The sequence below is a fragment of the Agitococcus lubricus genome (genome assembly GCF_003051055.1).
GTDB classification, from domain to species: domain Bacteria; phylum Pseudomonadota; class Gammaproteobacteria; order Pseudomonadales; family Moraxellaceae; genus Agitococcus; species Agitococcus lubricus.
On the sequence record NZ_QAON01000004.1, the window covers coordinates 1 to 23,424 of the forward strand.

The window sequence follows — 23,424 nt, forward strand, 5'->3', positions numbered from 1 at the left end:
CCATTGATAATTTTTTAACATCATCATCAACAGCAAAAATCCACACAAATTGCTTATCTATCTGTTAAAGAACTTCTCAAGTATCTCTACTTAAGCCAACTCAATCAACTAATCTCTTAATCAGTTCATCGCGTCAGGGCTGCACATTCTACAGCATCTTTCTTACTTGTCAATAACTATTTTCGCTTTATTTCAACTACTCATCGTCATCAACTTACCACCCTACTCCCGCTTCGCTTTCGCGTCGCTTCGTCGTTGGCAGGCCGCGCATTCTACTCATTTATTCAATCCTTGCAAGCGGAAAATCACTAAAAACATCACGACTGATTACTTAACAATCAAAATAGGCTTTAATTGGCTAAAAAGCATGCAAAACCTGTTAAAAACTGCCTACTTGTTTAATATCACACGGGCAATTGCTTTTTTTCCTGCTTGAATAACAACACTTTGTCCTGTCGCTAAACGATAATCTGTCGTCACTTTTTGACCATCAACAAATACAACACCCCGCGTCAAGACGTCTTTAGCGCCTGCTGCATTTTTGACTAGTCCTGCTTTATTTAATACAGCACTGATAGGTAAATCTATCGTATCGGCAGTCACCTCGATGCTAACACTAGGCACATCTTCAGGAATTTCACCATAGGCCAAGACATTACCCGCACCTTTATGCGCACTAGCCGCCGCATCGGCATTGTGAAAACGGGTGATGATTTCTTCGGCTAAGATTTTTTTGATGTCTTGTGGATTACGTCCATTCGCCATCTCTGCTAAGAATTGATTGACCTCAGACATCGGTCTAAAACTCAACAACTCAAAGTAACGTGCAATCAGGCTATCTGGCATTGAGAGCAGTTTCTGATACATTTCACCTGCACTGTCACTCACACCGATATAATTACCCAGTGATTTAGACATTTTTTGTACCCCATCTAGCCCTTCTAAAATAGGCAGGGTGATACAAATTTGTGAGGCTTGGCCATGACGACCTTGCAAGGTACGTCCCATGAGCAGGTTAAATTTTTGATCTGTGCCACCCAATTCAACATCGGCCTCTAGAGCCACAGAGTCGTACCCTTGTAATAGGGGGTATAAAAACTCGTGAATAGCAATTGGCTGTTGATTGGCATAGCGTTTGGCGAAATCATCACGCTCTAACATACGAGTTACCGTGTATTGAGCAGCTAACTGTATCAAATCTGCGGCAGTTTTTTGTCCCATCCACTCGGAATTAAAGACGACACGTGTTTTAGCAGGGTCTAAAATCTTGAAGACTTGCGCTTGATAGGTTTTGGCATTTTCGGCAACCTGTTCTTTGGTTAGGGGTTTACGCGTGACATTTTTGCCTGTAGGGTCGCCAATCATGCCAGTAAAGTCACCAATCAAAAAAATCACGTCATGGCCTAGGTCTTGGAAAACGCGTAATTTATTGATAAGTACGGTATGCCCTAGGTGTAAATCGGGCGCTGTCGGGTCAAAACCTGCTTTGATGCGTAAGGGTCTACCCTCTTTCAGTTTGGCCAATAACTCATTTTCCTGAATAATTTCTTCAGTACCGCGCTTAATCAATTCAAGTTGTTGTTCAGGTGTCATCATATTGTTCGCTACAATGTCAAAATTCATATTATCTAAGGTTTAACTAAACAACCATTTAGTTTGCCTACCTAGACAGAGAGAATCATCAAAATGGATGAAATTTACTTGGGTTTAATGTCAGGTACGAGTTTAGACGCGGTAGATGCCGTTGCTGTACGTATCCACTCACAACACATTAGCTTAATGGGTACGCACTCCCTCACCCTGCCCGAAGATTTAAGAGCGCAAATATTAGCACTAACTCAACCATCTGATAATGAAATTGAGCGATTAGGTGCTGTTGATGTGCTATTAGGCCAACTATTTGCCAAATGCGCTCATCAACTGATGGACAAACTCGGCTTGGCTGCGTCACAAATTCGTGCCATTGGTAGTCATGGCCAGACTATTCGTCATCGACCGCTCCATCGTCCTGCCTTTAGTTTACAAATCACTGACCCTAATGTCATTGCTGAACTCACGGGAGTGACAGTAGTCGCCGATTTTCGTCGTCGTGATGTAGCAGCTGGTGGACAAGGTGCTCCGCTCGTCCCTGCATTTCATGCCGCCATTTTAGGGCATGAAAATATGGACAGAGTGGTCTTAAACTTAGGCGGAATGGCGAATATCACGGTATTACCCAAAGCAAACGGTTTAGTATATGGTTATGATACAGGCCCAGCTAATGTGTTGATGGATGCATGGTGCCAACGCCATTTACAACAAAGTTATGACACTCATGGTGCTTGGGCGGCAAGCGGTCATGTGATTCCCTCCTTGTTAACAACACTATTAGACCATCCCTATTTTGCGAAAGCAGCACCTAAAAGCACAGGACGAGAAGATTTTCATATCGACTGGCTAGATACCCTATTACTAGATTTTCCGCATGCTTCACCAGCCGATATACAATGCACACTACTTGAATTGACCGCTGAATCTATTGCCAGAGAGATTGATAAGATTTCTTTTAATGTAGGTGAATTGTGGTTATGTGGTGGAGGCGCATTTAATCACTATTTACAACAGCGTTTGGCTACCAAACTCCCCTCATTTAGCTTGCATACCACAGCAGAAATAGGCATTGCACCGACATGGATTGAAGCAGCCGCGTTTGCATGGTTAGCACACCAAACCTTGCATCATTTAGCAGGCAATTTACCTGCTGTGACGGGCGCAGCAGGCTTACGTATTTTAGGTGGAATCTATCAAGCCTAAGGATTAAATGGAAAAAGATGAGCCACAGCCACACGTTGTGGTGGCATTTGGATTTTTAATCACAAAACGTGAGCCTTCTAATCCTTCGACATAATCTACTTCAGAACCGACTAAGTATTGAAAACTTAAGGAGTCCACCAACATAGTGACATCTTCATTCGTAAATGCGGTGTCTGTTTCATTGGTATTTTCATCAAAGGTAAAACCATAAGAAAACCCTGAACAGCCACCACCCGTAATATATACGCGTAATTTTAGCGCGGGATTTGCTTCGCCTTCACGCAATTTACGTACTTTAGCCGCTGCCTTATCAGTAAGCACCATTGCTTGTGTTTGGTCTGTCATTCTTTGCCTCAAACTTACCCGAGTAAAACACTAAACTATTATCTAGAGAATTGTATATTTCGTCAATTCATCACCGCTGTTATATGGGCATTTCACCAAAACAAAAGGCTCAGCAATGCTGAGCCTTCGGTATGTGCTAACGTAATTAACGAATTATTCGTCTTTTAATGCACATTCAAAGCTGGCTGGGTCGTGTTTACAACGTACACGCTTGAGCAAACCTAACATTTTTTTGTCATAAATGCCTTCGGCAGCCAAGGAAATACGGGACTCACGCATTAATTTGATATAGCCAGGCTTATCGGCTTCAGCAATGTCCATCCAATACTTAGCTGGAACATCTTTTTCGGTTTTTTCGATGGTTTTGAAGGCTTTATCTACTTGAGTAGCCACGTATTCACGACTCTTTTGACCAAAACCTGCTGGGAATTTTGCTGGGTTGATGATGATATTGCCAGTGATTTGTACGATTGGGAAACGTACAATCGCACCTTTAGTACCTAAACCTTTGTATAACTCTAATGGTTTGATTGCAACAGCAGGTGCAGCCACGATGTCGACCTGACCATTGTTAAATTTACCCGCAAAGTTAGTTACGTCAGAAGCAACTGGTTGTGCACCAATTTTTTGTACCATTTTGGCTTGAGACTTATCATAGTCTAACACAGCGATTTTTTTGCCAGAGACTTTGGACAAGTTATTGATAGCGCGGTCATTAACCAATAAATAACCTGCGCCTAATGGCATAATACCAACCACTTCGTACGGGCCACTGACCATGCTAGCCGCAATTTTTGGAGAGCTTAACAATGTTAAGACATCACGCATTTCCGCATAACTGGTAATCGCACCAATGGAGTCAATACTGCCTGTGAAGGTATTAAATTGACGACCACGTAAACCTGTTAAGCTCACACCATCACATTGACCCGCTTTGAAGTCTTCAGCAGCAATACGCTCATCGGTGTAAGGCTTTAACTCGACATCTGCACCCCATTTAGATGCAGCTAAGGTGTAGTCCTTCATCATGGCATAGACGTCACCGCCTGTCCCTAATAAGTCGAACACACAAATTTTTTGTTTTGCTTCAGCAACTGGGCTGAGCATGACACCAGCGGCAAGCATCGTTGTCGCAACTTGACGGCTCCAGCGAGAGACGTTGATTTTTTTCATGATTTATCCTTGTCGTCGGTTTGGGATTATGAAATGCAAAGCCCATTAAGGGTTGCGAGATTTTAGCGTATAAAATACCAAGTTACATGGTCTTTTATCGGCTAGTTTAACTACTTTAGCAGCAATTATTCATACTCTAGTTGAATTTGTTTAGGCTTCCATAGACGGTTAGTACACTTTTTGGGCACATTTATTACATTTTGTCATAACATTGTAGATATTTTGGGCAAAAAAAAGGGTGGCAGGGTGCCACCCCAAAAGAGGGTTCTTTTGATTTGCGCTAATTACACGCAAATAATTAAGCAGCTTTACGCTTTTCGCCTGCAGCGACTAAATCGCTAAATAACTTTTGAGCATCTGCTTTTAACTTTTCGGCTTCGCCCTTGAGTTTTTCGGCTTCACCTTTAACGTCAACTTTTAATTTATCGGCTTCAGCTTTCACTGTTTCGACTAAACCAAAAGCAACTAACACAACTTTTTTGTCAGCAGCAGCTTGTTCGCCACGGGCAACTTGACCAGCAGCAACAAGTTTATCTAATTGCTTTTGGCTTTCTTCTTCCACTTTAGCAAACACTTCTTCTAGCTTGGCAACGACACCAAAGCCTGCTAAAGTGACTTGCTGACCTAATTCTTTAACACGGTCAACCAAGCTGATTTCTGCTTGAGTTTCGGCAACTTCTTTTAACTCGCCCATGATGCACTCCAAATAACGTCAACACACCCAATTCCTATTGTCACAACCTAGCGACAACTCATGCAGCCATTATAAAAACGCTGTGTCATAAATGGTTCTCTCCTTGTTGAACAATCAGACAGGATTTTTAATTTTTTAGGTTTTGTCTAACATGATTCCGATTAACGGGGAAGTTATTAGGCTCTTATGGTGACTTACGCGCTGACTGTCTGCCTCTCTTACATGAGGTACGGACTGAAGCAGATATAAAACCTATTGACTATGACTGTACGGTAACCTTGCCTGATGATTCCATACGTTTGATAACTGACAATGCGCTTAACCGCAACGGATGAATCTATTTGAAATAGGCGAGAAGCGCCCCATGTGTTATTAAAACTCAAGCAGGTGTCATTTAGATGAAGCAAGCATTAATAAATACAAAAAAGCCAACTACAGGTTGGCTTTATTTGACGCTATTAGACTAAGGCCATTTTGTTGGGCAATTCTTGCGCAATTGCAGCAATACGGGTCTGTAAAGCCTCGTAACTGGGGGCAGTCACCGTGATATGACCTAATTTTCGCCCTACACGCTCGGTTTTACCATACAAATGGAGGTGCGTTTCGGGGATAGCCAAAATAGCTTCTGTACGGGGATGCTGGCCAATAATATTCACCATCGCACTGGCACGAATGGGGTCTGTGACACCTAAAGGGAGACCCGCAACAGCACGCATATGATTTTCAAACTGTGAGCACACCGCGCCTTCTATACTCCAATGGCCAGAGTTGTGTACACGGGGGGCTGTTTCATTGGCATATAAACCGTTATCGGTTTCAAATAACTCTAAGGTCAATACGCCAACATGATTGAGTTCATGTAAAATCTGCGTGATGTATTGTTCGGCCTGTGCCTGAATTGCAGGGCTGACTTGCGGCGCTGGTACGATAGAATGCGACAAAATACCTTGATGATGGGTATTCCATGCTAAGGGATAACACAAGGTCGTCCCCTCTTGACCGCGCACCGCAATCATCGACAACTCACGCTTGAAGCTGACAAAGGCCTCAGCAATCAAAGGGGCACCCGCTTGCAGCTCTGACCATGCTTGAGCAATTTGTTCGGGCTGGCGAATGACAAATTGCCCTTTACCATCATACCCCCCCATCGTCGTTTTAACGACGAGCGGTAAACCTAAAGCCGTCACAGCCTGTTGTAAATCGTCTTGCGAATAGACTTCTCGGTAGGCAGCGGCAGGAATATTCAACTGCTTAAATAACGCTTTTTCACGAATCCTATTTTGTGAAACCGCTAAGGATTTAACACTGGGATACACGGGTTTGTGTTGTGCAATATATTCCACCCACGCCACAGGAATATTTTCAAACTCATACGTAAACACGTCGGCACTGGCAATAAACGCATCTAAACTAGCCTGAGTCGCTTGAGCATCACCATACAGTTCACCCAAAGGTGCTGAGGGACAGTCCTTAGCCGCATCATAAAAGCTAAAGCGTAAATTAAACGGATAACCTGCTAAAGCCATCATACGGCCAAGCTGTCCGCCACCCAAAATGCCGATTTTCATGCTTGTACCCCAGGAATAGGATTTGCTAACACTTTGTCTGTTTGTTGCTGACGATAATTCTCTATGGCTTGCAAATATTGAGGATATTGAGCAGCTAAAATTTGGGCAGCTAATAGACCCGCATTTGTTGCGCCCGCCTTGCCAATCGCTAGTGTTGCCACAGGGACACCTGCTGGCATTTGTACAATAGATAATAAAGAATCCAAACCATTTAAGGCTTGCGATTGTACGGGTACGCCTAACACAGGTAAGGATGTTTTAGCAGCACACATACCCGGTAAATGTGCCGCTCCCCCTGCTCCTGCAATAATGACTTGAATACCCCGACCACGCGCCGCTTCGGCATAGGCAAATAATTTGTCGGGGGTACGGTGTGCAGAGACCACTTCCGCCTCAAAAGGCACACCCAACGCAGTTAAGGCGTCTGCCGCATGTTGCATGGTTGCCCAGTCTGATTGAGACCCCATAATAATACCTACTAAAGGTGATGCCACAACTGCTGTCATTACACGTACTTCTCTGAATAAGGCTTAGGCTCTGCTAAACATGGGTTAAAAAAGCGCAGTATTTTGGCGAAAGATTCTATTTTGGCCAAGTACTAATCTATATTTTTTGTACTTTATCGCAATAAATTCTGATTTTTGTCAATTTGTCGCGCTATTTTCTGTCGTTGTGTTCTACTAAGTACGAAACATAAAATATACTGCACCCAACATGCATAAACCTGCATACACAAAATCCATTTTGAAGGGTTCTTTGAGATACAGAATTGCAAACGGAATAAAGACACTGAGCGTAATGACTTCTTGTAAAATTTTCAGTTGCCCCACTGACATAACAGTGTGTCCGATACGATTAGCAGGTACCATGAGCAAATATTCAAACAGTGCAATCCCCCAGCTGAATAAGGCGGCAAGATACCACGGTTTGTCACTTAAATTTTTAAGATGTCCGTACCATGCAAATGTCATAAATACATTGGAACAAATCAGTAATAAAATAGTTTGTAGTGCTATAGGCATTATTTGTCTCGGTGATAACTATCAATCATCACCAGAGCTTATCTAACCCCGCTTGAATTTACGATATGCAACCACTTTTAACGTTATTTTGGCAGGTACTGAGCTTTCGTTTAGGGCCTGAAGATGTGCCTTATCATCGTGCACTTTTATTATTACTGCTAGCCATCAATCTGACTGTCACCGCAGGAGGACAATACCTTAGCCATCCTAACGATGCATCGAGGGCAGTGCTGTTACCCATCATTGCACTTAGCGTAGAATGTATGGTACTCGCTTTGTTATTACAGTTTAAACAATTGACGGCGCGTTTTGTCCAAAGTATCACCGCGATTGTGGGTTGTGATACTTTGTTAACCATTGCTAGCCTACCTTTGTTGGTTCTGAGTGTGGTACTACCCGCCAAATCTCCGCTATTAGCGTTTTTGGGCTTAATTGAAGTGGTGATTTTGGGGTGGAGCTTAGGATTGCGAGCCTTTGTATATCATCGCGCCTTAAATATCGGTTTATTAATGGCTAATATGCTCGCAATTGCCATTTTTTTATTAGTCATGACCGTAACACTCTATTTTTTCCCTGAATTACTGCCACAAAGTACAGCCGCTAGTCGCGGCACTTAATTTTTAGGAAACTATTATGCATATTCATATTTTAGGTATTTGCGGCACATTTATGGGGTCATTAGCCGTTTTAGCTAAAAATTTAGGCCACACGGTCACAGGCAGTGATGCCAATGTGTATCCACCCATGAGTACCCAACTGGAAGCACAAGGTATTAGCCTGATGCAAGGTTATGAACCTGAACATTTGCAGCCTCACCCCGATTTAGTGATTGTGGGTAATGCCATGAAACGCGGCATTCCTGCAGTAGAATATGTGTTAAATGAAGGCATTCCTTATACTTCTGGCCCACAATGGTTGGCGCAATATGTGTTACAAGGCAAACATGTATTAGGCGTGGCTGGCACACATGGTAAAACAACCACGACAACAATGGTGGCTTGGATTTTAGAACAAGCAGGTTTAGAACCTGGTTTTTTGATTGGGGGAGTGCCCAAAGGGTTTGAAGCGAGCGCACGTTTAGGCGGCGGCCAATATTTTGTCGTTGAAGCCGATGAATATGATTCAGCGTTTTTTGATAAACGCTCTAAGTTTGTTCATTACGCGCCAAAAACAGCCATTTTAAATAATTTAGAATTTGACCATGCTGATATTTTTGATGATTTAGCCGCTATTCAAAAACAATTTCATCATTTAGTCCGCACTATTCCCAGCACAGGCAAAATTATTGTCCCTGCCAACGATGACAACTTAAAAGACACTTTAGCCAAAGGCTGTTGGACTCCTGTGGAAACCACAGGTATCACCCCCAATTCTAGCGATTGGCAAGCGGAGTTGCGTGCCAATGATGGCAGTCATTTTGTCGTGTCTTATCAAGGTCAACAAGCCGAAGTCACTTGGGGCATGACCGGTTTACACAGTGTTTATAATGGTTTAGCCGCCGTTGCCGCTGCGCATAATGTCGGTGTTGATTTGGCGACGGCTTGTGCGGCATTAAGCGCGTTTGATGGCGTAAAACGGCGCATGGAGTTGGTGGGTGAAGTGGCCGATATTAGTGTTTATGATGATTTTGCCCACCACCCGACGGCAATTAAAACCACCTTAGAAGGCTTACGCAACAAGGTTGGCGCGCGCAAAATTTGGGCAATTATTGAGCCGCGCTCAAACACTATGCGAATGGGTACACACAAAGATAATTTAGCTGAATCGGCTCGTGATGCTGACCAAGTGATTTGGTATCAGCCCGCAGGTTTAGATTGGGATTTAAGCCCCGTCATTGCGGCTTCACCTGTGCCAGCTCAAGTGGCTAATAATATTGATGGCATTATTGCTGATGTTATTGCTCAGGTTAAATCGGGTGATGCGATTGTCATTATGTCTAATGGTGGTTTTGGCGGCATTCATGGCAAGTTAGTGAATACGTTAAAAGCAAAGTTTGCTTAGAGGCTGTTGACGTTTTGAAATACAGCGTGTTTTACCTGAAAAATCCCAATAAAACTACATCAAAAGAGGCTTCGACTCCGCTCAGCCAGCGCAAAAAAGCTCCCTGAGCGGAGTCGAAGGGATAGTTTAAGCAAACGTCAACAATCCCTAACATTAAAACTAAAGGCGCAAATTGCGCCTTTATTTTTGTTGTACTTCTCTTAGCAAACGTGGTGCATACTCTAAAATCAAGACATTACTCCATTGGTCTTTCATCAATAATGTTTTTTTAGCCGCTTTTTTATACACGTCTGGCCGTTTTATCATATCTTGCAGGGCAGTAATTACATCAGGAATAACGACTTTCACCCCATAATGTTGCTCAGCCAAACTTATCGCTTGTTGTGGAATACTACCCCATGCCTTATACATGGCTAAAATATCGAAAATGTCTTTATACGGTTCAGTGAGTTTTCTATCCGCGTTTGCTAAGAGTTTTGTATAGAAACAAGAGACTCTATCTAAAACAGGCACAGGAAACTTAGCTAAGTTAGATTCATAGCCTAAATCATAATCATCAAAACTAACAAATTCTAATTTTATAGCAGTATTTTGATGTTTTATGACGGTACGTACAGCATCTCGGTCGGCACGAATCTCGCGGATATAGTCAAAATCCTTTTTTACTAATTCTCCAAGTGTGTTGTTAGTTACTTGCTCTCGCACCGCACGATAAGATGCTTTATTGGGACATAAAAAATCTATATCTACCGATTGCCTATATTCATCAAGTTCTAAGGCGATGCGTGTTCCTCCGCCAAAAATAATCTTATGTTGAAAGAAAAACTCTGCATTAAAAAACTCTAACGCTGATGCAATAATTTGATGATGCGCCAATAGATAATTCATATTATATGGCTGGCATAAACACACCTTGACCAAATTCTTTAGTCAGGCGAGCAATTAATTTTTTTTCTTTAGGCAATAGTTTTTGTTGGCTAATATATGCCCAACGCTTCTCATAAAACACAAAAGCCAATTGAGCAGGAATAAATTTTTGATGAATGTCCCACAAAATATGATTTAGCTCTGGATAATGGCTACGGTTAATATTGGACATAATCAACTACTGTTTAAACATCAGTCTTAAATCTAGCCAAAATTGAAGCAAAAATAAAGGCGCAAATTGCGCCTTTATTTTAATCTCATCGACCACCCTTACGCCAACCTTTCACACAGGGAGAGAGTTCGAGCGAGGGGAAGAGCTCGCTTATTTTTTAGCAGCTTCGATAGACTTTAATACTTCCGCCTTAGCGACGTCAGCACCTTCCCAACCTGTCACTTTAACCCACTTACCTGGCTCTAAGGCTTTGTAAGTTTCGAAGAAATGCTTGATTTGGTTGACTAATAACTCTGGAAGGTCAGTATATTCTTTAACATGTTTGTATAGCGGTGTTAACTTGTCGTGTGGGACAGCAATTAATTTTGCATCAATACCAGACTCATCTTCCATATTTAATTTGCCAACTGGACGGCAACGAATCACCGAACCTGCGGCAACAGGATATGGCGTGACAACTAATACGTCTAATGGGTCACCGTCTTCAGACAAGGTGTTGGGGATATAACCATAGTTAGCAGGGTAAAACATCGCAGTACCCATAAAACGGTCAACAAATAACGCATCGCTGTCTTTGTCAATTTCGTATTTGATGGGGTCGTGGTTCGCAGGGATTTCGATGACAACATAAATGTCGTTTGGGGCGTCTTTTCCTGGAGGGATGTTATTGTAACTCATGGTTTACTCTCTTTGATGGATGCGTACTTACGTTGTAAAGGGTCGTAAGTGCTTTTGAACGCCGCGTATTATACGCTTGTTGTCACAATTGCCAACAGCTTCTCTATATAACTATTAGCACTATTGAGCGGAACTTGCTTAGGCAATACGCATAAAGGCTTTAGTGACTTTACGCAAATGTGGCCAAACGGTGTTACGTCCTGCGGCTTTGGCTTTATACAAGGCCTTATCCGCTTGTTGTAAGACATTGTCTGGTGTTTGATGTTGACCTAATTGTCGACTACTCACCCCTAAACTTAAAGTGACATACGGATAAGCACTCGATTTGCTATGCGCTATGTGTAGTTGTTGTACGGCCAGTCTAATCCGTTCAGCAATATCTAAGGCATCCACCAGCTCGGTTTCTGGCAACAACACCACAAATTCTTCGCCACCGTAACGCGCCACGACATCTGCAGGACGATATAAGGCCTGCTGAATAGTTTGTGCCACTTTGGCTAAACAGCTATCCCCTTGTAAATGACCATAATGGTCGTTGTAGCACTTAAAGTAATCGATATCACACAAAATCACCGATAAAGGTTGTTGCTGACGCAGTGCCCGTTTCCATTCTTTATCATAAGTTTCATCAAAATAGCGACGATTGGCGAGCTGTGTTAATTCATCAGTATAGGCTTTTTCTGCCAAATAGGCTGCGGTTTGCTTTTGTTCTGCTAAGGCTTGCTGCGCATGGCTTAAGGCTTGACGCATATAGATGATTTCATTTTGCAGCAATAACATCGGCTGCTGATGTGCAGCTGTAACCTGATATTGCTGTTGCCAATAAAGATACGCTAAGACAAAAGGACTGGCGGTCAAACTTAATAATAATCGACTAAACAATGTTCCCGTGAAAGTAGGCACAAAGTCCACACTACCTAACTGTACCATCACACTCCATACCAAACCGTCCACTAGCAAAAATAAACTCAATGTAAAAAACACATTTAACCATAAATTCATTGGCCATTTAGGTTTAGCAAAATATTCCCATGCGATGGCTAAAAAAATAACATCAATGACCATACTCGCCAAAAATGCCGATAATAAACGTAGCGTTGGCAGTGGGAGATAACTTAAGCCTGCTTGTTCAGGTAATTGCCAACTGAGACTATGTAAAATCAGTGTTGTGATTATCATCAATATAAACAGATGGGTCATCACCGCTCTAAAAACTCTAGGGCCTTCAAAGACATATATCACAAATACGGCCAATAAAACGGAGGTATAAAATACGCTAAACCCTATCACGAAACGATAAATCGATAACTCTAAATGGAGTCCCGCACTGCTTAACCACAAACTCGTGACCACGAGACAGCCCAATAAGCTATAAAACAAGCCTAGACCCATTTTTTGACGCGCAGTATGTGCCCATAAGAGCATTAAAAACATAATCAGTGTTTGTGCCAGTGTGCAACTCAGTGCAAATAACATGATGGCTACTCCTTAACCGTCCTGACTGAGCAGTAAAATTGAATCATCTACAAGCCCAGTACGTTGCAGACTTTGTTGAGCGGATTAGCCTAAGTTATATAAACATTGGGGAGCAATTGTGGAGACTAGATGAAAAGCCGCCTCTTATACAGACAGCAGCGCAATTATGTATGAAAGCAGTTAATTTTAGATAATCACTGTCAGGTTAAAACATTGGCACTTAAAAACTGTCCTTCGACCCTTCGGCTGGCTAAGGGCTGGCCAAGCTCAGGCCGCATGTTTGCGTTTACTTAGCGGAGTCGAGGGGGTTGAGCGGAGTCGAAACCAAATCAGCAAAACAGGCTTAAATGACGGGCATTAGTAGCTGTAGGGGCGATTGCTATATTATGTGCAAAACACGCCACCGTTAGGACATCAACAGCTCGATGGTTTAATTGCTAAGATTGATGTGAACCGCGTGGTATCAACGATTTTATTCCACTTCAAAACGATAACCCACACCGTATACGGAATGAATCACAACTTGTTCGCCCATAACGGTAGCAATTTTTTTACGCAAATTTTTAATATGACTATCAACGGCACGGTCAAATACCTCGCTATCATCCTCATAAGCCATTTGTAAGAGTTGCCCCCGCGAGAAAATACGGCTTGGATGTGACATCAATACCGATAATAAACGATACTCTTGTGGGGTAAGGTCTAAACGCTGACCTCTACATTGAATACGTTGCGTGAGAGGGTCATTATCAAAAATAGATACAGGCTTATTTACACTTAATGCGCCTGAGCGACGTAACAACACGGTGACACGGGCAATCATTTCTTTAGGGCTAAACGGTTTACATAAATAATCATCCGCACCCAATTCAAAGCCCAGTAAACGGTCTACCTCTTCGGCGCGGGCAGTAATCATAATAATAGGGACGGCAGAAAACTGACGAATGGCTTGGCAAATCTCTGTGCCACTCATATAAGGCACCATAATATCTAATATCACCAGTTGCGGCTGAAAGTCACGGACATAGGCCACTACGCCCTCACCATCAACAAAATGTGTCACATCCAAACCCGCTTTTTTTAAGTAAGCGATTTCAATATCAGCAATATGCTGTTCATCTTCAACTAATACCACGGAAGTCATACTGTTTCTGCTTGCTCTAAGGGAAGATAAATATCAATCTTTAGCCCACCTAATAGCGAATGACTCGCCTGTATGAGGCCATTATGGGCGCTGACAATGGCTTGGCAAATGGCCAAGCCCAAACCAGAGCCGCCATTTTTGCGACTACGTGATTCATCTACACGATAAAAGCGGTCAAATAAATGAGCTAAGGCTTCTGTAGGAACGCTGGGCGCGCTATCTTCTATCGTTAAACGCAATTGTGTCGCTTCAATATGGGCAGTCATACAGACTTTACCCCCTGCATCGGTATAACGACTAGAGTTGGTGAGTAAATTGGCCAATACTTGCGTGATACGCAATCTATCGGCGTCGATACAGAGACCATCAGGTGTTTGATTACTGACCTCTAAACTTAATTGCTGCTGTTGCAAGCGTGCACTAAATGCGTGTTGCAAGTCGGCCAATAACTCCCCAATTGCGACAGGTTGAAATTGATAATCCTGTTTACCTGCATCTGCACTGGCGAGCTGATGTAAATCCCCCACTAAACGATTCATATCGGCCACAGTATGTGCCAACACGCCTAAACGTTCAGAATTTGTAGGAATAATACCATCTGCCATCGCTTCTAAGTGGGTACTTAAAATCGTAATCGGGGTTCTGAGTTCATGTGAGGTATCCGCCACCCATTGTCGACGTGAGCGTTCAAATGCCTCTAACTGCTCGGCCATTTGGTTAAAATCACGGGCAACGTCGCCCAACTCATCACGACGGCGACTATTGATTCGAATACTAAAGTCACCCGCAGCAACTAACTGTGCGGCATCAGCCAATTCTTTAATGGGTTGACGAAAATAGCGCGCTAATAACCCTGCGGCTAAGGCAGAAGCCATTAACCCCAATACCGCAATGCCTAAGATATTATGAATTTGCTGATTGATAAAACTGTTATTATATTCGTCACCCCGACTTTGAATATTACCCGCCATCAGTGGTTTAGCTAAGGCCAAATAGCCAATCAATTTTTGTTCGCCATTTTCTGTGAGGTACAACTCCCTACGTGGGTCAAGCTCAGGATGAGGATGTCCTGCCAGTACACGACCCTCAACCGAGACGACCGCCATACGTTGTCCAATCGACGCTAAATCACCACTACCCCGTTGCGGACGCCCCCCTTGAGGCATGGGTGGCGTTTGTGGTGTGGGCAAATTTAGCGCGGGGGTAGGCAGGGCTGGGTTTTGCTCCGACTCAGATGTAGAGATGGGTTGCCATTGGTCATTGCGGGTCGTTGCCGCAGGTGTAGGCTCAGCTTCTAATAAGGTCGGGTCATTTTCTACCACTTGCCATGTTTGACCTGCGCCATCTTGGCCACCGGTATTGGGTAAAATTTCTAAATCATGAACACCAACACCTGAGCCTTGACTTCCGCCCTGCTGCCCCCCCATCAAACCCGGTACTTGCTGTACCAATAAACTCATACCAATCGCAAAATCTGGCGCATCTAACTCTTGTAAAAACTGCCAGCCTCCGTGTTGTTGATAATGATAAATCAGTGCTTTTTCGATAGCGGTCATATGACTAAGTTCGGTCATACGAATATGATTCTTAAACCCCTTTTCTAAACTGACACTCATCATAATTGCCATACTCAGGACAACCACTGAGGCAACACCTGTCATGACTAAGAATAAGGTTTGTACAATAGACGGTTTAAGTTTTATCGCCATCTTAGCCCCTTTTTAATAACCTGAGCGTGGCGGAGGATTTCCTCCTGTCGGGGCTTGTCCACCTTGCCCGCCCATCGCCTGTGATGGCACCCACACCATACGACATTGACCAACAACGCGTTGCCCCTGACCATTTTGTAGAGTGACGGTATCGCCCTCTTTTTTATTTTTACAGGCCTCAAAAAACGCTTTTGGCGGGCCTGGTGGCGGCTCACCCATACGCCCATTATTGCCACCGATAGGTGGGGGTAAGTTTTGAGCCATGACCGATGCTGAAATACAACACAGTATGGCGACATACAGCTTAGACATCGTTTGAGTTTCCTATTGTGCATGCATGTTATTTCGTCAAAGACTTACATGCCAACCGAGCAACGTCGACTGGTTCGACACCGAGCAGTTGTTCTTTTCTTCATGTAGACGATAGACTATAACTATGGAGCAATCATGGATAATCGCCCCATTTTTGTTATTGCACCATTTCTTGTTCGGTGAAGAGTCCATCAAAAAGTACAGTCGATAAATAACGTTCACCTGAATCAGGCAAAATAACGACGATGGTTTTATCGGCAAACTCAGGCAATGCGGCTAAACGTGCAGCAACCGCCGCCGCTGCCCCACAAGAAATACCCGCCAAAATACCTTCTTCTTTCATCAAGCGACGGGCAAAGTCGATTGCTTCATCATTACTGACGGTCTCTACACGGTCGACGAGTGAGACATCGAGGTTTTTAGGGACAAAATTGGCACCAATTCCCTGAATTTTATGCGGCGCAGGTTTTAAGTTTTCGCCTGCTAAGGTTTGGCTAATCAACGGTGAGACTTCGGGTTCTACCGCTACAGTGAGTAAAGCCTTACCCTGTGTCTGCTTAATATAACGCGAAACGCCTGTTAGTGTACCGCCTGTGCCCACGCCTGCAATAAAGACATCTACTTCACCGTCCGTATCGTGCCAAATTTCAGGACCTGTTGTTTGTTCGTGAATGGCAGGATTGGCAGGATTTTCAAATTGTTGTGGCAAAAAATACTTTTCGGGTTGACTGGCACGAATTTCTTCTGCTTTATCGACAGCCCCTTTCATGCCCTTTGCCGCTTCGGTTAGCACTAAGGTTGCCCCTAAAGCCTTTAAGACTTTTCGACGCTCCAAACTCATGGAGGCTGGCATGGTGAGCGTGATAGGATAACCTTTAGCGGCGGCCACATAGGCCAAGGCAATGCCTGTATTGCCTGACGTTGGCTCCACAATTTCCATACCTGCCTTAAGTTGCCCTGATTGCTCTGCTGCCCAAATCATATTGGCACCAATACGACACTTCACCGAATAAGCAGGGTTACGGCCTTCAATTTTGGCATACACTTTTTTATGGTTTCCAACAATACGGTTTAGACGTACTAACGGGGTGTTTCCAATCGCTAAGCTATTATCTTCATAAATTTTTGGCATGATTGAGTCCTTGCTTGGTCTAGATTTTCGATAGTTTTATCTGAAAGCGACTGTGGCGTCTTATCGTCTATTTTGCAACAATCAAATTCATCTAAAGTTATATCTTTTGATTGTAGAGTTACGCATAATCGAACGCTAGTATGGATAGTAACGATTGATACAGGGTCATTTTATCAATGGCTGATACAGATACACCGCCAAATACTCAGGTATAAATGTACTGGTAGACTGAGTGAAGTCGCGGTATCTGCTAATAGTTTGTTTGGTCTAGACTCAACTGCGACAACGACATTCATCTCACGCGAACAGACAGAAAAACTTTAGCTTTAGGGTCTGTTGACGTTTTGATTGTGGTTGCGAAAGAGACTATGTTTTAGAGGATACAAGGCATGAATCACGTGATTTGGTTATTCCAAATCAGCGATGAACAACAACGTAGCCTCAAAAAATAGTTCTTTCCCTGTGGGTTGCGTTAAAAATTGACTCATTCTGCGTGACAAAACTTGCTAATAGAACGACTATTAACGGCGTTTTGTGCCTTGCCTGAGTCCATTTTTATCAGCAACGCGGCTCACACACCAAACGTCAACAGACCCTAGTATTTATGTGCATAAATACCCCTTCTTTTTTGGAATAGTCAGCATGACGCTTTTATCACAAACAGCCATGTTTTTGGGAGCTGCCCTATTAATCGTCCCCTTATGCCACCGCTTAGGTCTGGCGACTGTACTGGGCTATTTGATTACAGGCATTATTATTGGCCCCAATTTACTCAATTTAGCAGGCGATACCACGACCGTTCTACACTTTGCCGAATTTGGCGTCGTTATGCTGTTGTTTGTGATTGGTTTAGAGCTAGAGCCTTCGCGTTTATGGGTATTGCGCCGCTCGATTTTTATTTTAGGCGGCTTACAAGTGTTAGTGACAGGGGGTATTTTTACCCTCATCGGGTTGAGTCTTGGCATTAACCTGATTACCAGTGCCATTGCAGGTTTTGGCTTGGCCATGTCCTCCACAGCCTTTGTCATGCAATTATTGTCGGATAAAAAACAACTCACGACCCGTCATGGGCGTAAAGCCTTTGCGGTTTTATTATTTCAAGACATGGCGGTTATTCCTATTTTGGCGATTTTACCGATTTTGTCTGGCGAAAAAACGCAAGAATACAACCTCATTTATTTTGCCAAAGTCTTAGGCTTATTTGCCTTATTGATATTAGCCAGTCGTGTTGTCATTCGTCCTGTCTTTAGAATCATTGCCGCCAGCAAAGCCAACGAGCTGCTTACCGCAGCAGCGCTATTTATTATTATTGGCATTGCCGTCGTCATGGAAAAGTTGGGCTTATCGATGGCATTGGGCGCGTTTGTGACAGGTGTTTTACTGGCCGACTCCGAATATCGGCACGAATTAGAAGCCAATATTCAACCTTTCAAGGGGTTATTGTTGGGCTTGTTTTTTATGGCCGTGGGCATGAGTACCGACATGCACCGCTTATTAAATGAACCCTTGCTGATTGTGGGTGGCGCAATCAGTCTCATGCTCATTAAATTTGCCTTATTAACAGTGATTTGCCGCCTGTGCGATGCCCCGTGGCAAACCAGTATTCGTTTAGGGGTGACTTTAGCTCAAGGGGGCGAATTTGCCTTTGTACTCTTTAGTACGGCCACACAATATCACTTATTAAGCGCTGACATTGGCGACCGTTTGATTTTAATTGTCACCCTGTCGATGGCACTTACGCCACTCGCTTTTTTCTTATTAGAACGTTTTATTGAACCCCGTTGGCAAGTAGTTGACACCCGTGCTTTTGATGAAATTGGTGCTGATGACCATGATAATCCTGTGGTGATTGCAGGCTTTGGCCGTTTTGGTCAAATTGTTGCACGTGTGCTGAGAATGCATAAAATTGGTTTTACGGCCATCGAAGGCGATGCCAGACAAGTCGACTTTGTGCGTCGTTTTGGTAATAAAATTTATTATGGCAATCCCAGTCATATCGAGATGCTACGTGCCGCCAAACTTGACAAGGCCAAAGTCTTTATTTTAGCCATCGATGATGTCAATGACTCCGTACGTACCGCCATGCAAGTCCGTCATTATTACCCCCATTTGACTATTTTGGCACGTGCGCGTGACCGTCGCCATGCTTATGAATTGATGGATATTGGGGTCAAACTGGTCACGCGTGAAATGTTTGCCTCGTCATTAGAGGTTGCCGAAGAAGCCTTAAGACAAGCAGGTCTAAGCCCAGAACGTGCAGCACAAGGCGTACAACAGTTCCGTCATTACGATGAACAACTATTGATTCGGCAACAGGCTTTTTATCACGATGAAGAATCACTCATCGCCAGTAATAAACAAGCGATGCGTGACTTAGAAGAATTGTTTGAAAGCGATGCCCTCGCCGAACAAAGCACAAACGAGCAAACACGCTAAACGCGGTCAACAGGGTAATGCCTGTCAGCTAAGAGAAAATTGTCCCTTAAAAATACCCCTTCGACTTCGCTCAGGTGACATTTTTCGTTGGTTGAGCGGTGGTCACTGAGCACAGCCGAAGTGAGTCGAAACCAACAAAAAATGCTTAACTGACCCGCATTAGGTCAACATGAGCATATAACTAGAGAATTTTATTCAACCAATGTGAAGGATGGCATTGACTTGGCATTTTTGAATTCATCCAGCTTGGCCATACGTTGTAAGCCCACGGCAATCACATAAGGCGCGCTACGTTGAACATAATTAGTTGCCCAGACAGGGACGTTACCATTGGGGTCAATGTAGCCTTCAATTTCCAACTTTACTTTTTGCTCATTTAAGGCGGTAAAACGCACGACAAACTCTTCGGCTGCCATTCTGACTAAGGGTGGCTTTAGGGGTAAATAATCACTCACGGCCGTTGCATGTAAAATGGCGTAATTCTTTTTATCGGTCATAGGTTCAACACGGACATGCAAAATCACATCACGATTGGGAATACCTAACGGTGCACGATGCACCATATAGACATATAATTCTTTACTAGAGACTTTTTTGAGCAAGCGTGTTTCGAGAGTTTCCCAAAACCAACGCGGATAACTGTCGAAATCCGATAAAATATGGCTTAAGGTATCCATTGTCGTGGGAATGGTTTGCTCAATTTTGAACGAGCGAAATGGCTTGCCATCCTCGCGTTTAGCATAGGTTTTAATGTCGCGGCTTTTATCCACTTTAACAGGATGCCAATGTTCATCTAATCGAACCCTTAGCTCATCTAAGGTATTATCCGCAGCGACACTCAGACTGGTACAAGCCAACACCAACAGAAAACACAATTTACGCATGATATTGCTACTCATCGAATCAGCGCAGTCGATTGTGTGCTTAAGCCAACACGCGGTGGGCTACCATAAACATACCGACTGTTATGCCATACATAATAGTGTTTAATGTCCTATCGTTTTTCATCCTGACACAAGAGTCAACTAGCGATGAACACTATTACCCAAATTGAATGTTTAGCAATATATCCTGCTCAAAATGAGAGCAACATAAAAAATGTCCAACTGTCAAACAATTTGCAAATTTTGTGGCATTGTCTGTCAAAAGCGTGTTTTTCAACACCAAGAAGGCCTATCTGCTTGATAAGCTACCGTTAAAGCAGATAAAAAAAATCCCCCAATACTGGAGGATTTTTGCAGCTAGACAAAAAACAAGAGTTTAGTTTTTCTCTTCTTCTTTGCCACAACCAATAAAGTAGGTTTTTAATGGGGGAAAACCATTAAATTCTACAGAACTATACGACGTGGTGTACGCACCTGTTGTCATCCAATACAAACGGTCACCTACCGCCAAATTATGTGGCAAATGGTAGTTGGCATTTTCGTACATGATGTCTGTAGAGTCACAAGTGGGCCCTGCAAGCACAACACTGCCTTCGGCTTCTTTGTTATCCATTTTTTCGGTATAAATGGGGTATTTAATCGCCTCGCCCATTGTTTCGATAAGACCTTGGAACAACCCTACATCGGTATAAATCCAACGCTTAAGGTCGGTACGTGACTTACGCGAAATTAATACAACCTCCGACACCAACACACCCGATTCACCGACCAAAGAACGGCCTGGTTCTAAAATCAACTCGGGTAAATCATCGCCGTGGTCATCGTGTAAGTAACGTAAAATTTCTTCAGCATACACCTGAATCGGGTTGACTTCAGAAATATAGTTTGCAGGAAAACCACCACCCATGTTAATCATTTTGAGGATGACGCCTTCTTCTAAACGCATCCAGTCAAACATATATTTGACTTTGGACAATGCAGCATCCCAAACCGCAATATCTTTTTGCTGCGAGCCGACATGGAAGGAAATACCATAAGGAATGAGACCTAACAATTTGGCTTGTACCAATAAGTCAATCGCCATATCAGGGTGGCAACCGAACTTGCGTGATAATGGCCACTCGGCTGTTTCGCCACCCTCTACCAAAATACGCACAAATACTTTAGAGCCTGGTGCATTTTCGGCAATGGATTGTAAGTCAGCTTTGGAGTCAGTGGCATACAAACGCACGCCTTTATCATAGGCATACTTGATATGAGCCGCTTTTTTAATGGTATTACCATAAGAAATGCGCTCTGGCTCAACGCCTGTTGCAAGAACTTTGTCTAATTCATAGATAGAAGCGATATCAAAGTTAGACCCCAAGTCACGCAATAATTCAATGACAGGCTTACCTGGGTTGGCCTTTAGCGCGTAGTGCACTTTGGCCATTGGAAAACAAGTGGTCAACTCTTCATATTTTTGCTTAATGATTTCTAAATCCACCACCAAAAAAGGCGTTTCTTTAGTATCTGCAAAATCTTTGATTCGTTTCCATTCTTCAGCAGAACAGTAGTCAGCTAGACGCATAAGATATTACCCGTACAGGCAAAAGTAATAACAGTGTTTACAGGCATCATTAACACCTACAAACGCGAAAACGGTTAGCTCCCGTGAAGGTGCGAAGGTTAAAGCCAAAGTCGCTGACAATCAAGCGACAATTACGTCGTTTTTTGCTGCAAATGTGCTACAGCCGCCTTCATTTCGGTCGTTGAGCTAATACTGAGGTCTAAGTCGCGTAATAATCCGTCTTCTACCCCATAAATCCAGCCATGTACGGTGAGCTGCTGGCCTTTTAACCACGCATTGCGTACCAGTGTATTTTCGCAAACATTCACCACCTGTTCCATCACGTTTAGCTCACACAGAGCGTCTAAACGACCTTGTTCGTCGGCTTGTTGGTTGATGTATGATTGGTACTTGTGAATAATATCTTGCACATGGCGTAACCAATTATCAATCAGGCCAAACTCTTGATGTTGCATCGCGGCTTGAATACCGCCACAACGATAATGACCACAGACAATAATGTGTTCAACTTTGAGGACTTCAATCGCGTATTGCATCACCGATAAACAATTAAAGTCGGTGTGAATGACTAAATTAGCGACGTTACGGTGTACAAACATATCACCAGGCAACAAATCAACCAGTTGGGTACAAGGCACACGGCTATCTGCACAACCAATCCATAAATATTTGGGCTTTTGTTGCGCAGTTAATTTGGCAAAAAATTCTGGCTCTGTGTGTTTAATCCGCTCAGCCCATTCCCGATTTTTAGCCAATAAGTCAGTGAGTTTTTGTGTCATCGTTGCTACTAGCCTCTGTCGTTTCTGTGCTAAAAGGGATTATCTGTTTGGTTGTGAGTATGCTGATGGTCTGTTTTTCTGTCCATAATGCGACATAGGTAAGGACAACAATGCCAATAAATAACAAACCACAGCCAATAAAGGCAAGATTACCTAATGCCGCTAATTTCGCAATTTCTATATCGCTTACTTGTCCCATCTGTAATTTAGTCAGTAGTAAACCCGGGTCTATATATAAGGGTTTATGCTGCCATAACCACGCATAAAATGCGGCAATCACAACCACAAATAACCAACCTAAACGATTCCACCAGCGAATATGCATTAAACGGGTAGTCACATACTGTTGTTGTTCGGGTGTCATTTACATTTATCCCCTGCGTCACGCGCGACTCAATTATCCTCAATGATACAGGCTACTGCCCCCTATCAAACACGGCCTATGATAGCGAAATCTGGGTGGATACGTCCTCTATTTTGCGGGCTTTATTACAAACTCGGCAGTCAGATTCTGTATTTTTGGCCTACTGTGCGCTGTATCATAGGAATTAAGATACGTCCCTCTCTTCGCTCAGCTATCGACAAAACGCTATATCGGGATAAATGGCG

General features: G+C 43.3%; 23 protein-coding genes. 4 read left to right on the forward strand and 19 right to left on the reverse strand.

The window, feature by feature from the left end; all coding sequences use genetic code 11:
* Positions 1-390: 390 nt before the first annotated feature.
* Positions 391-1,596: a tyrosine--tRNA ligase gene (gene tyrS / locus C8N29_RS05090; protein WP_107865187.1), complete on the reverse strand. Its 1,206-nt coding sequence runs from the start codon at positions 1,594-1,596 to the stop codon at positions 391-393.
* Between the two features lie 90 nt (positions 1,597-1,686).
* Here tyrS and C8N29_RS05095 point away from each other — a divergent pair, with 90 nt between their 5' ends.
* The gene (locus C8N29_RS05095) at positions 1,687-2,793 is read left to right on the forward strand and encodes an anhydro-N-acetylmuramic acid kinase (RefSeq protein WP_107864971.1); all 1,107 of its coding nucleotides are present in this window, start codon (positions 1,687-1,689) and stop codon (positions 2,791-2,793) included.
* 3 nt (positions 2,794-2,796) lie between these two features.
* On the opposite strand, the gene erpA is transcribed toward C8N29_RS05095, so the two are convergent.
* From erpA to C8N29_RS05125, 6 genes are all read right to left on the reverse strand, one after another.
* Positions 2,797-3,138, reverse strand: coding sequence for an iron-sulfur cluster insertion protein ErpA (gene erpA, locus C8N29_RS05100; protein ID WP_107864972.1), 342 nt, complete (start codon positions 3,136-3,138; stop codon positions 2,797-2,799).
* Positions 3,139-3,291: 153 nt separating this feature from the next.
* Positions 3,292-4,311, reverse strand: coding sequence for a putative solute-binding protein (locus C8N29_RS05105; RefSeq protein WP_107864973.1), 1,020 nt, complete (start codon positions 4,309-4,311; stop codon positions 3,292-3,294).
* Positions 4,312-4,609: 298 nt separating this feature from the next.
* Positions 4,610-5,005 (reverse strand): hypothetical protein, encoded by a 396-nt coding sequence (locus C8N29_RS05110; RefSeq protein ID WP_107864974.1) that lies wholly within the window; start codon positions 5,003-5,005, stop codon positions 4,610-4,612.
* 458 nt (positions 5,006-5,463) lie between these two features.
* The gene (locus tag C8N29_RS05115; RefSeq protein ID WP_107864975.1) at positions 5,464-6,573 is read right to left on the reverse strand and encodes a 5-(carboxyamino)imidazole ribonucleotide synthase; all 1,110 of its coding nucleotides are present in this window, start codon (positions 6,571-6,573) and stop codon (positions 5,464-5,466) included.
* Entirely contained in the window at positions 6,570-7,079 is a 510-nt protein-coding gene (gene purE, locus C8N29_RS05120) for a 5-(carboxyamino)imidazole ribonucleotide mutase (RefSeq protein ID WP_107864976.1), read from the reverse strand. The genes C8N29_RS05115 and purE overlap by 4 nt, the downstream gene beginning before the upstream one ends.
* A gap of 174 nt (positions 7,080-7,253) precedes the next feature.
* The gene (locus C8N29_RS05125; protein WP_107864977.1) at positions 7,254-7,595 is read right to left on the reverse strand and encodes a DMT family protein; all 342 of its coding nucleotides are present in this window, start codon (positions 7,593-7,595) and stop codon (positions 7,254-7,256) included.
* Between the two features lie 65 nt (positions 7,596-7,660).
* Here C8N29_RS05125 and C8N29_RS05130 point away from each other — a divergent pair, with 65 nt between their 5' ends.
* Both C8N29_RS05130 and mpl read left to right on the forward strand, forming a co-directional pair.
* Positions 7,661-8,212 (forward strand): hypothetical protein, encoded by a 552-nt coding sequence (locus C8N29_RS05130; protein ID WP_107864978.1) that lies wholly within the window; start codon positions 7,661-7,663, stop codon positions 8,210-8,212.
* A 16-nt stretch (positions 8,213-8,228) separates the two neighbouring features.
* A complete protein-coding gene (gene mpl / locus C8N29_RS05135) occupies positions 8,229-9,596 on the forward strand; it encodes a UDP-N-acetylmuramate:L-alanyl-gamma-D-glutamyl-meso-diaminopimelate ligase (protein WP_107864979.1) in 1,368 nt (455 codons plus the stop codon).
* A 180-nt stretch (positions 9,597-9,776) separates the two neighbouring features.
* On the opposite strand, the gene C8N29_RS05140 is transcribed toward mpl, so the two are convergent.
* The 8 genes from C8N29_RS05140 to cysK form a co-directional block, all read right to left on the reverse strand.
* Entirely contained in the window at positions 9,777-10,484 is a 708-nt protein-coding gene (locus tag C8N29_RS05140) for a nucleotidyl transferase AbiEii/AbiGii toxin family protein (RefSeq protein WP_107864980.1), read from the reverse strand.
* A gap of 1 nt (position 10,485) precedes the next feature.
* On the reverse strand, positions 10,486-10,695 hold the full coding sequence (locus C8N29_RS05145; RefSeq protein ID WP_107864981.1) for a hypothetical protein: 210 nt from the start codon (positions 10,693-10,695) through the stop codon (positions 10,486-10,488).
* A 150-nt stretch (positions 10,696-10,845) separates the two neighbouring features.
* The gene (gene ppa, locus C8N29_RS05150; protein ID WP_107864982.1) at positions 10,846-11,373 is read right to left on the reverse strand and encodes an inorganic diphosphatase; all 528 of its coding nucleotides are present in this window, start codon (positions 11,371-11,373) and stop codon (positions 10,846-10,848) included.
* Between the two features lie 138 nt (positions 11,374-11,511).
* On the reverse strand, positions 11,512-12,849 hold the full coding sequence (locus tag C8N29_RS05155; RefSeq protein ID WP_107864983.1) for a GGDEF domain-containing protein: 1,338 nt from the start codon (positions 12,847-12,849) through the stop codon (positions 11,512-11,514).
* A gap of 472 nt (positions 12,850-13,321) precedes the next feature.
* Positions 13,322-13,993: a response regulator gene (locus C8N29_RS05160; protein ID WP_107864984.1), complete on the reverse strand. Its 672-nt coding sequence runs from the start codon at positions 13,991-13,993 to the stop codon at positions 13,322-13,324.
* The gene (locus C8N29_RS05165; RefSeq protein WP_107864985.1) at positions 13,990-15,702 is read right to left on the reverse strand and encodes an ATP-binding protein; all 1,713 of its coding nucleotides are present in this window, start codon (positions 15,700-15,702) and stop codon (positions 13,990-13,992) included. Before C8N29_RS05165 ends, C8N29_RS05160 begins: the two co-directional genes overlap by 4 nt.
* Before the next feature lie 12 nt (positions 15,703-15,714).
* Positions 15,715-16,014, reverse strand: coding sequence for a hypothetical protein (locus tag C8N29_RS05170; protein WP_107864986.1), 300 nt, complete (start codon positions 16,012-16,014; stop codon positions 15,715-15,717).
* Positions 16,015-16,171: 157 nt separating this feature from the next.
* Positions 16,172-17,146, reverse strand: coding sequence for a cysteine synthase A (gene cysK, locus C8N29_RS05175; protein ID WP_107864987.1), 975 nt, complete (start codon positions 17,144-17,146; stop codon positions 16,172-16,174).
* A 642-nt stretch (positions 17,147-17,788) separates the two neighbouring features.
* Between cysK and C8N29_RS05180 the strand changes: the two genes are divergently transcribed.
* Positions 17,789-19,582, forward strand: a complete 1,794-nt coding sequence (locus tag C8N29_RS05180) for a monovalent cation:proton antiporter-2 (CPA2) family protein (protein WP_107864988.1) — start codon at positions 17,789-17,791, stop codon at positions 19,580-19,582.
* A gap of 191 nt (positions 19,583-19,773) precedes the next feature.
* On the opposite strand, the gene C8N29_RS05185 is transcribed toward C8N29_RS05180, so the two are convergent.
* The 4 genes from C8N29_RS05185 to C8N29_RS05200 all read right to left on the reverse strand — a co-directional run bounded on the left by C8N29_RS05185 (position 19,774) and on the right by C8N29_RS05200 (position 23,179).
* Complete coding sequence (locus C8N29_RS05185; protein WP_107864989.1) at positions 19,774-20,466, reverse strand: SRPBCC family protein; 693 nt, start codon at positions 20,464-20,466, stop codon at positions 19,774-19,776.
* Positions 20,467-20,842: 376 nt separating this feature from the next.
* Complete coding sequence (locus tag C8N29_RS05190; RefSeq protein WP_107864990.1) at positions 20,843-22,036, reverse strand: type III PLP-dependent enzyme; 1,194 nt, start codon at positions 22,034-22,036, stop codon at positions 20,843-20,845.
* 131 nt (positions 22,037-22,167) lie between these two features.
* Positions 22,168-22,815: a carbonate dehydratase gene (gene can, locus C8N29_RS05195; protein ID WP_107864991.1), complete on the reverse strand. Its 648-nt coding sequence runs from the start codon at positions 22,813-22,815 to the stop codon at positions 22,168-22,170.
* Entirely contained in the window at positions 22,796-23,179 is a 384-nt protein-coding gene (locus tag C8N29_RS05200) for a hypothetical protein (protein ID WP_107864992.1), read from the reverse strand. Before C8N29_RS05200 ends, can begins: the two co-directional genes overlap by 20 nt.
* Between the last annotated feature and the right edge of the window lie 245 nt (positions 23,180-23,424).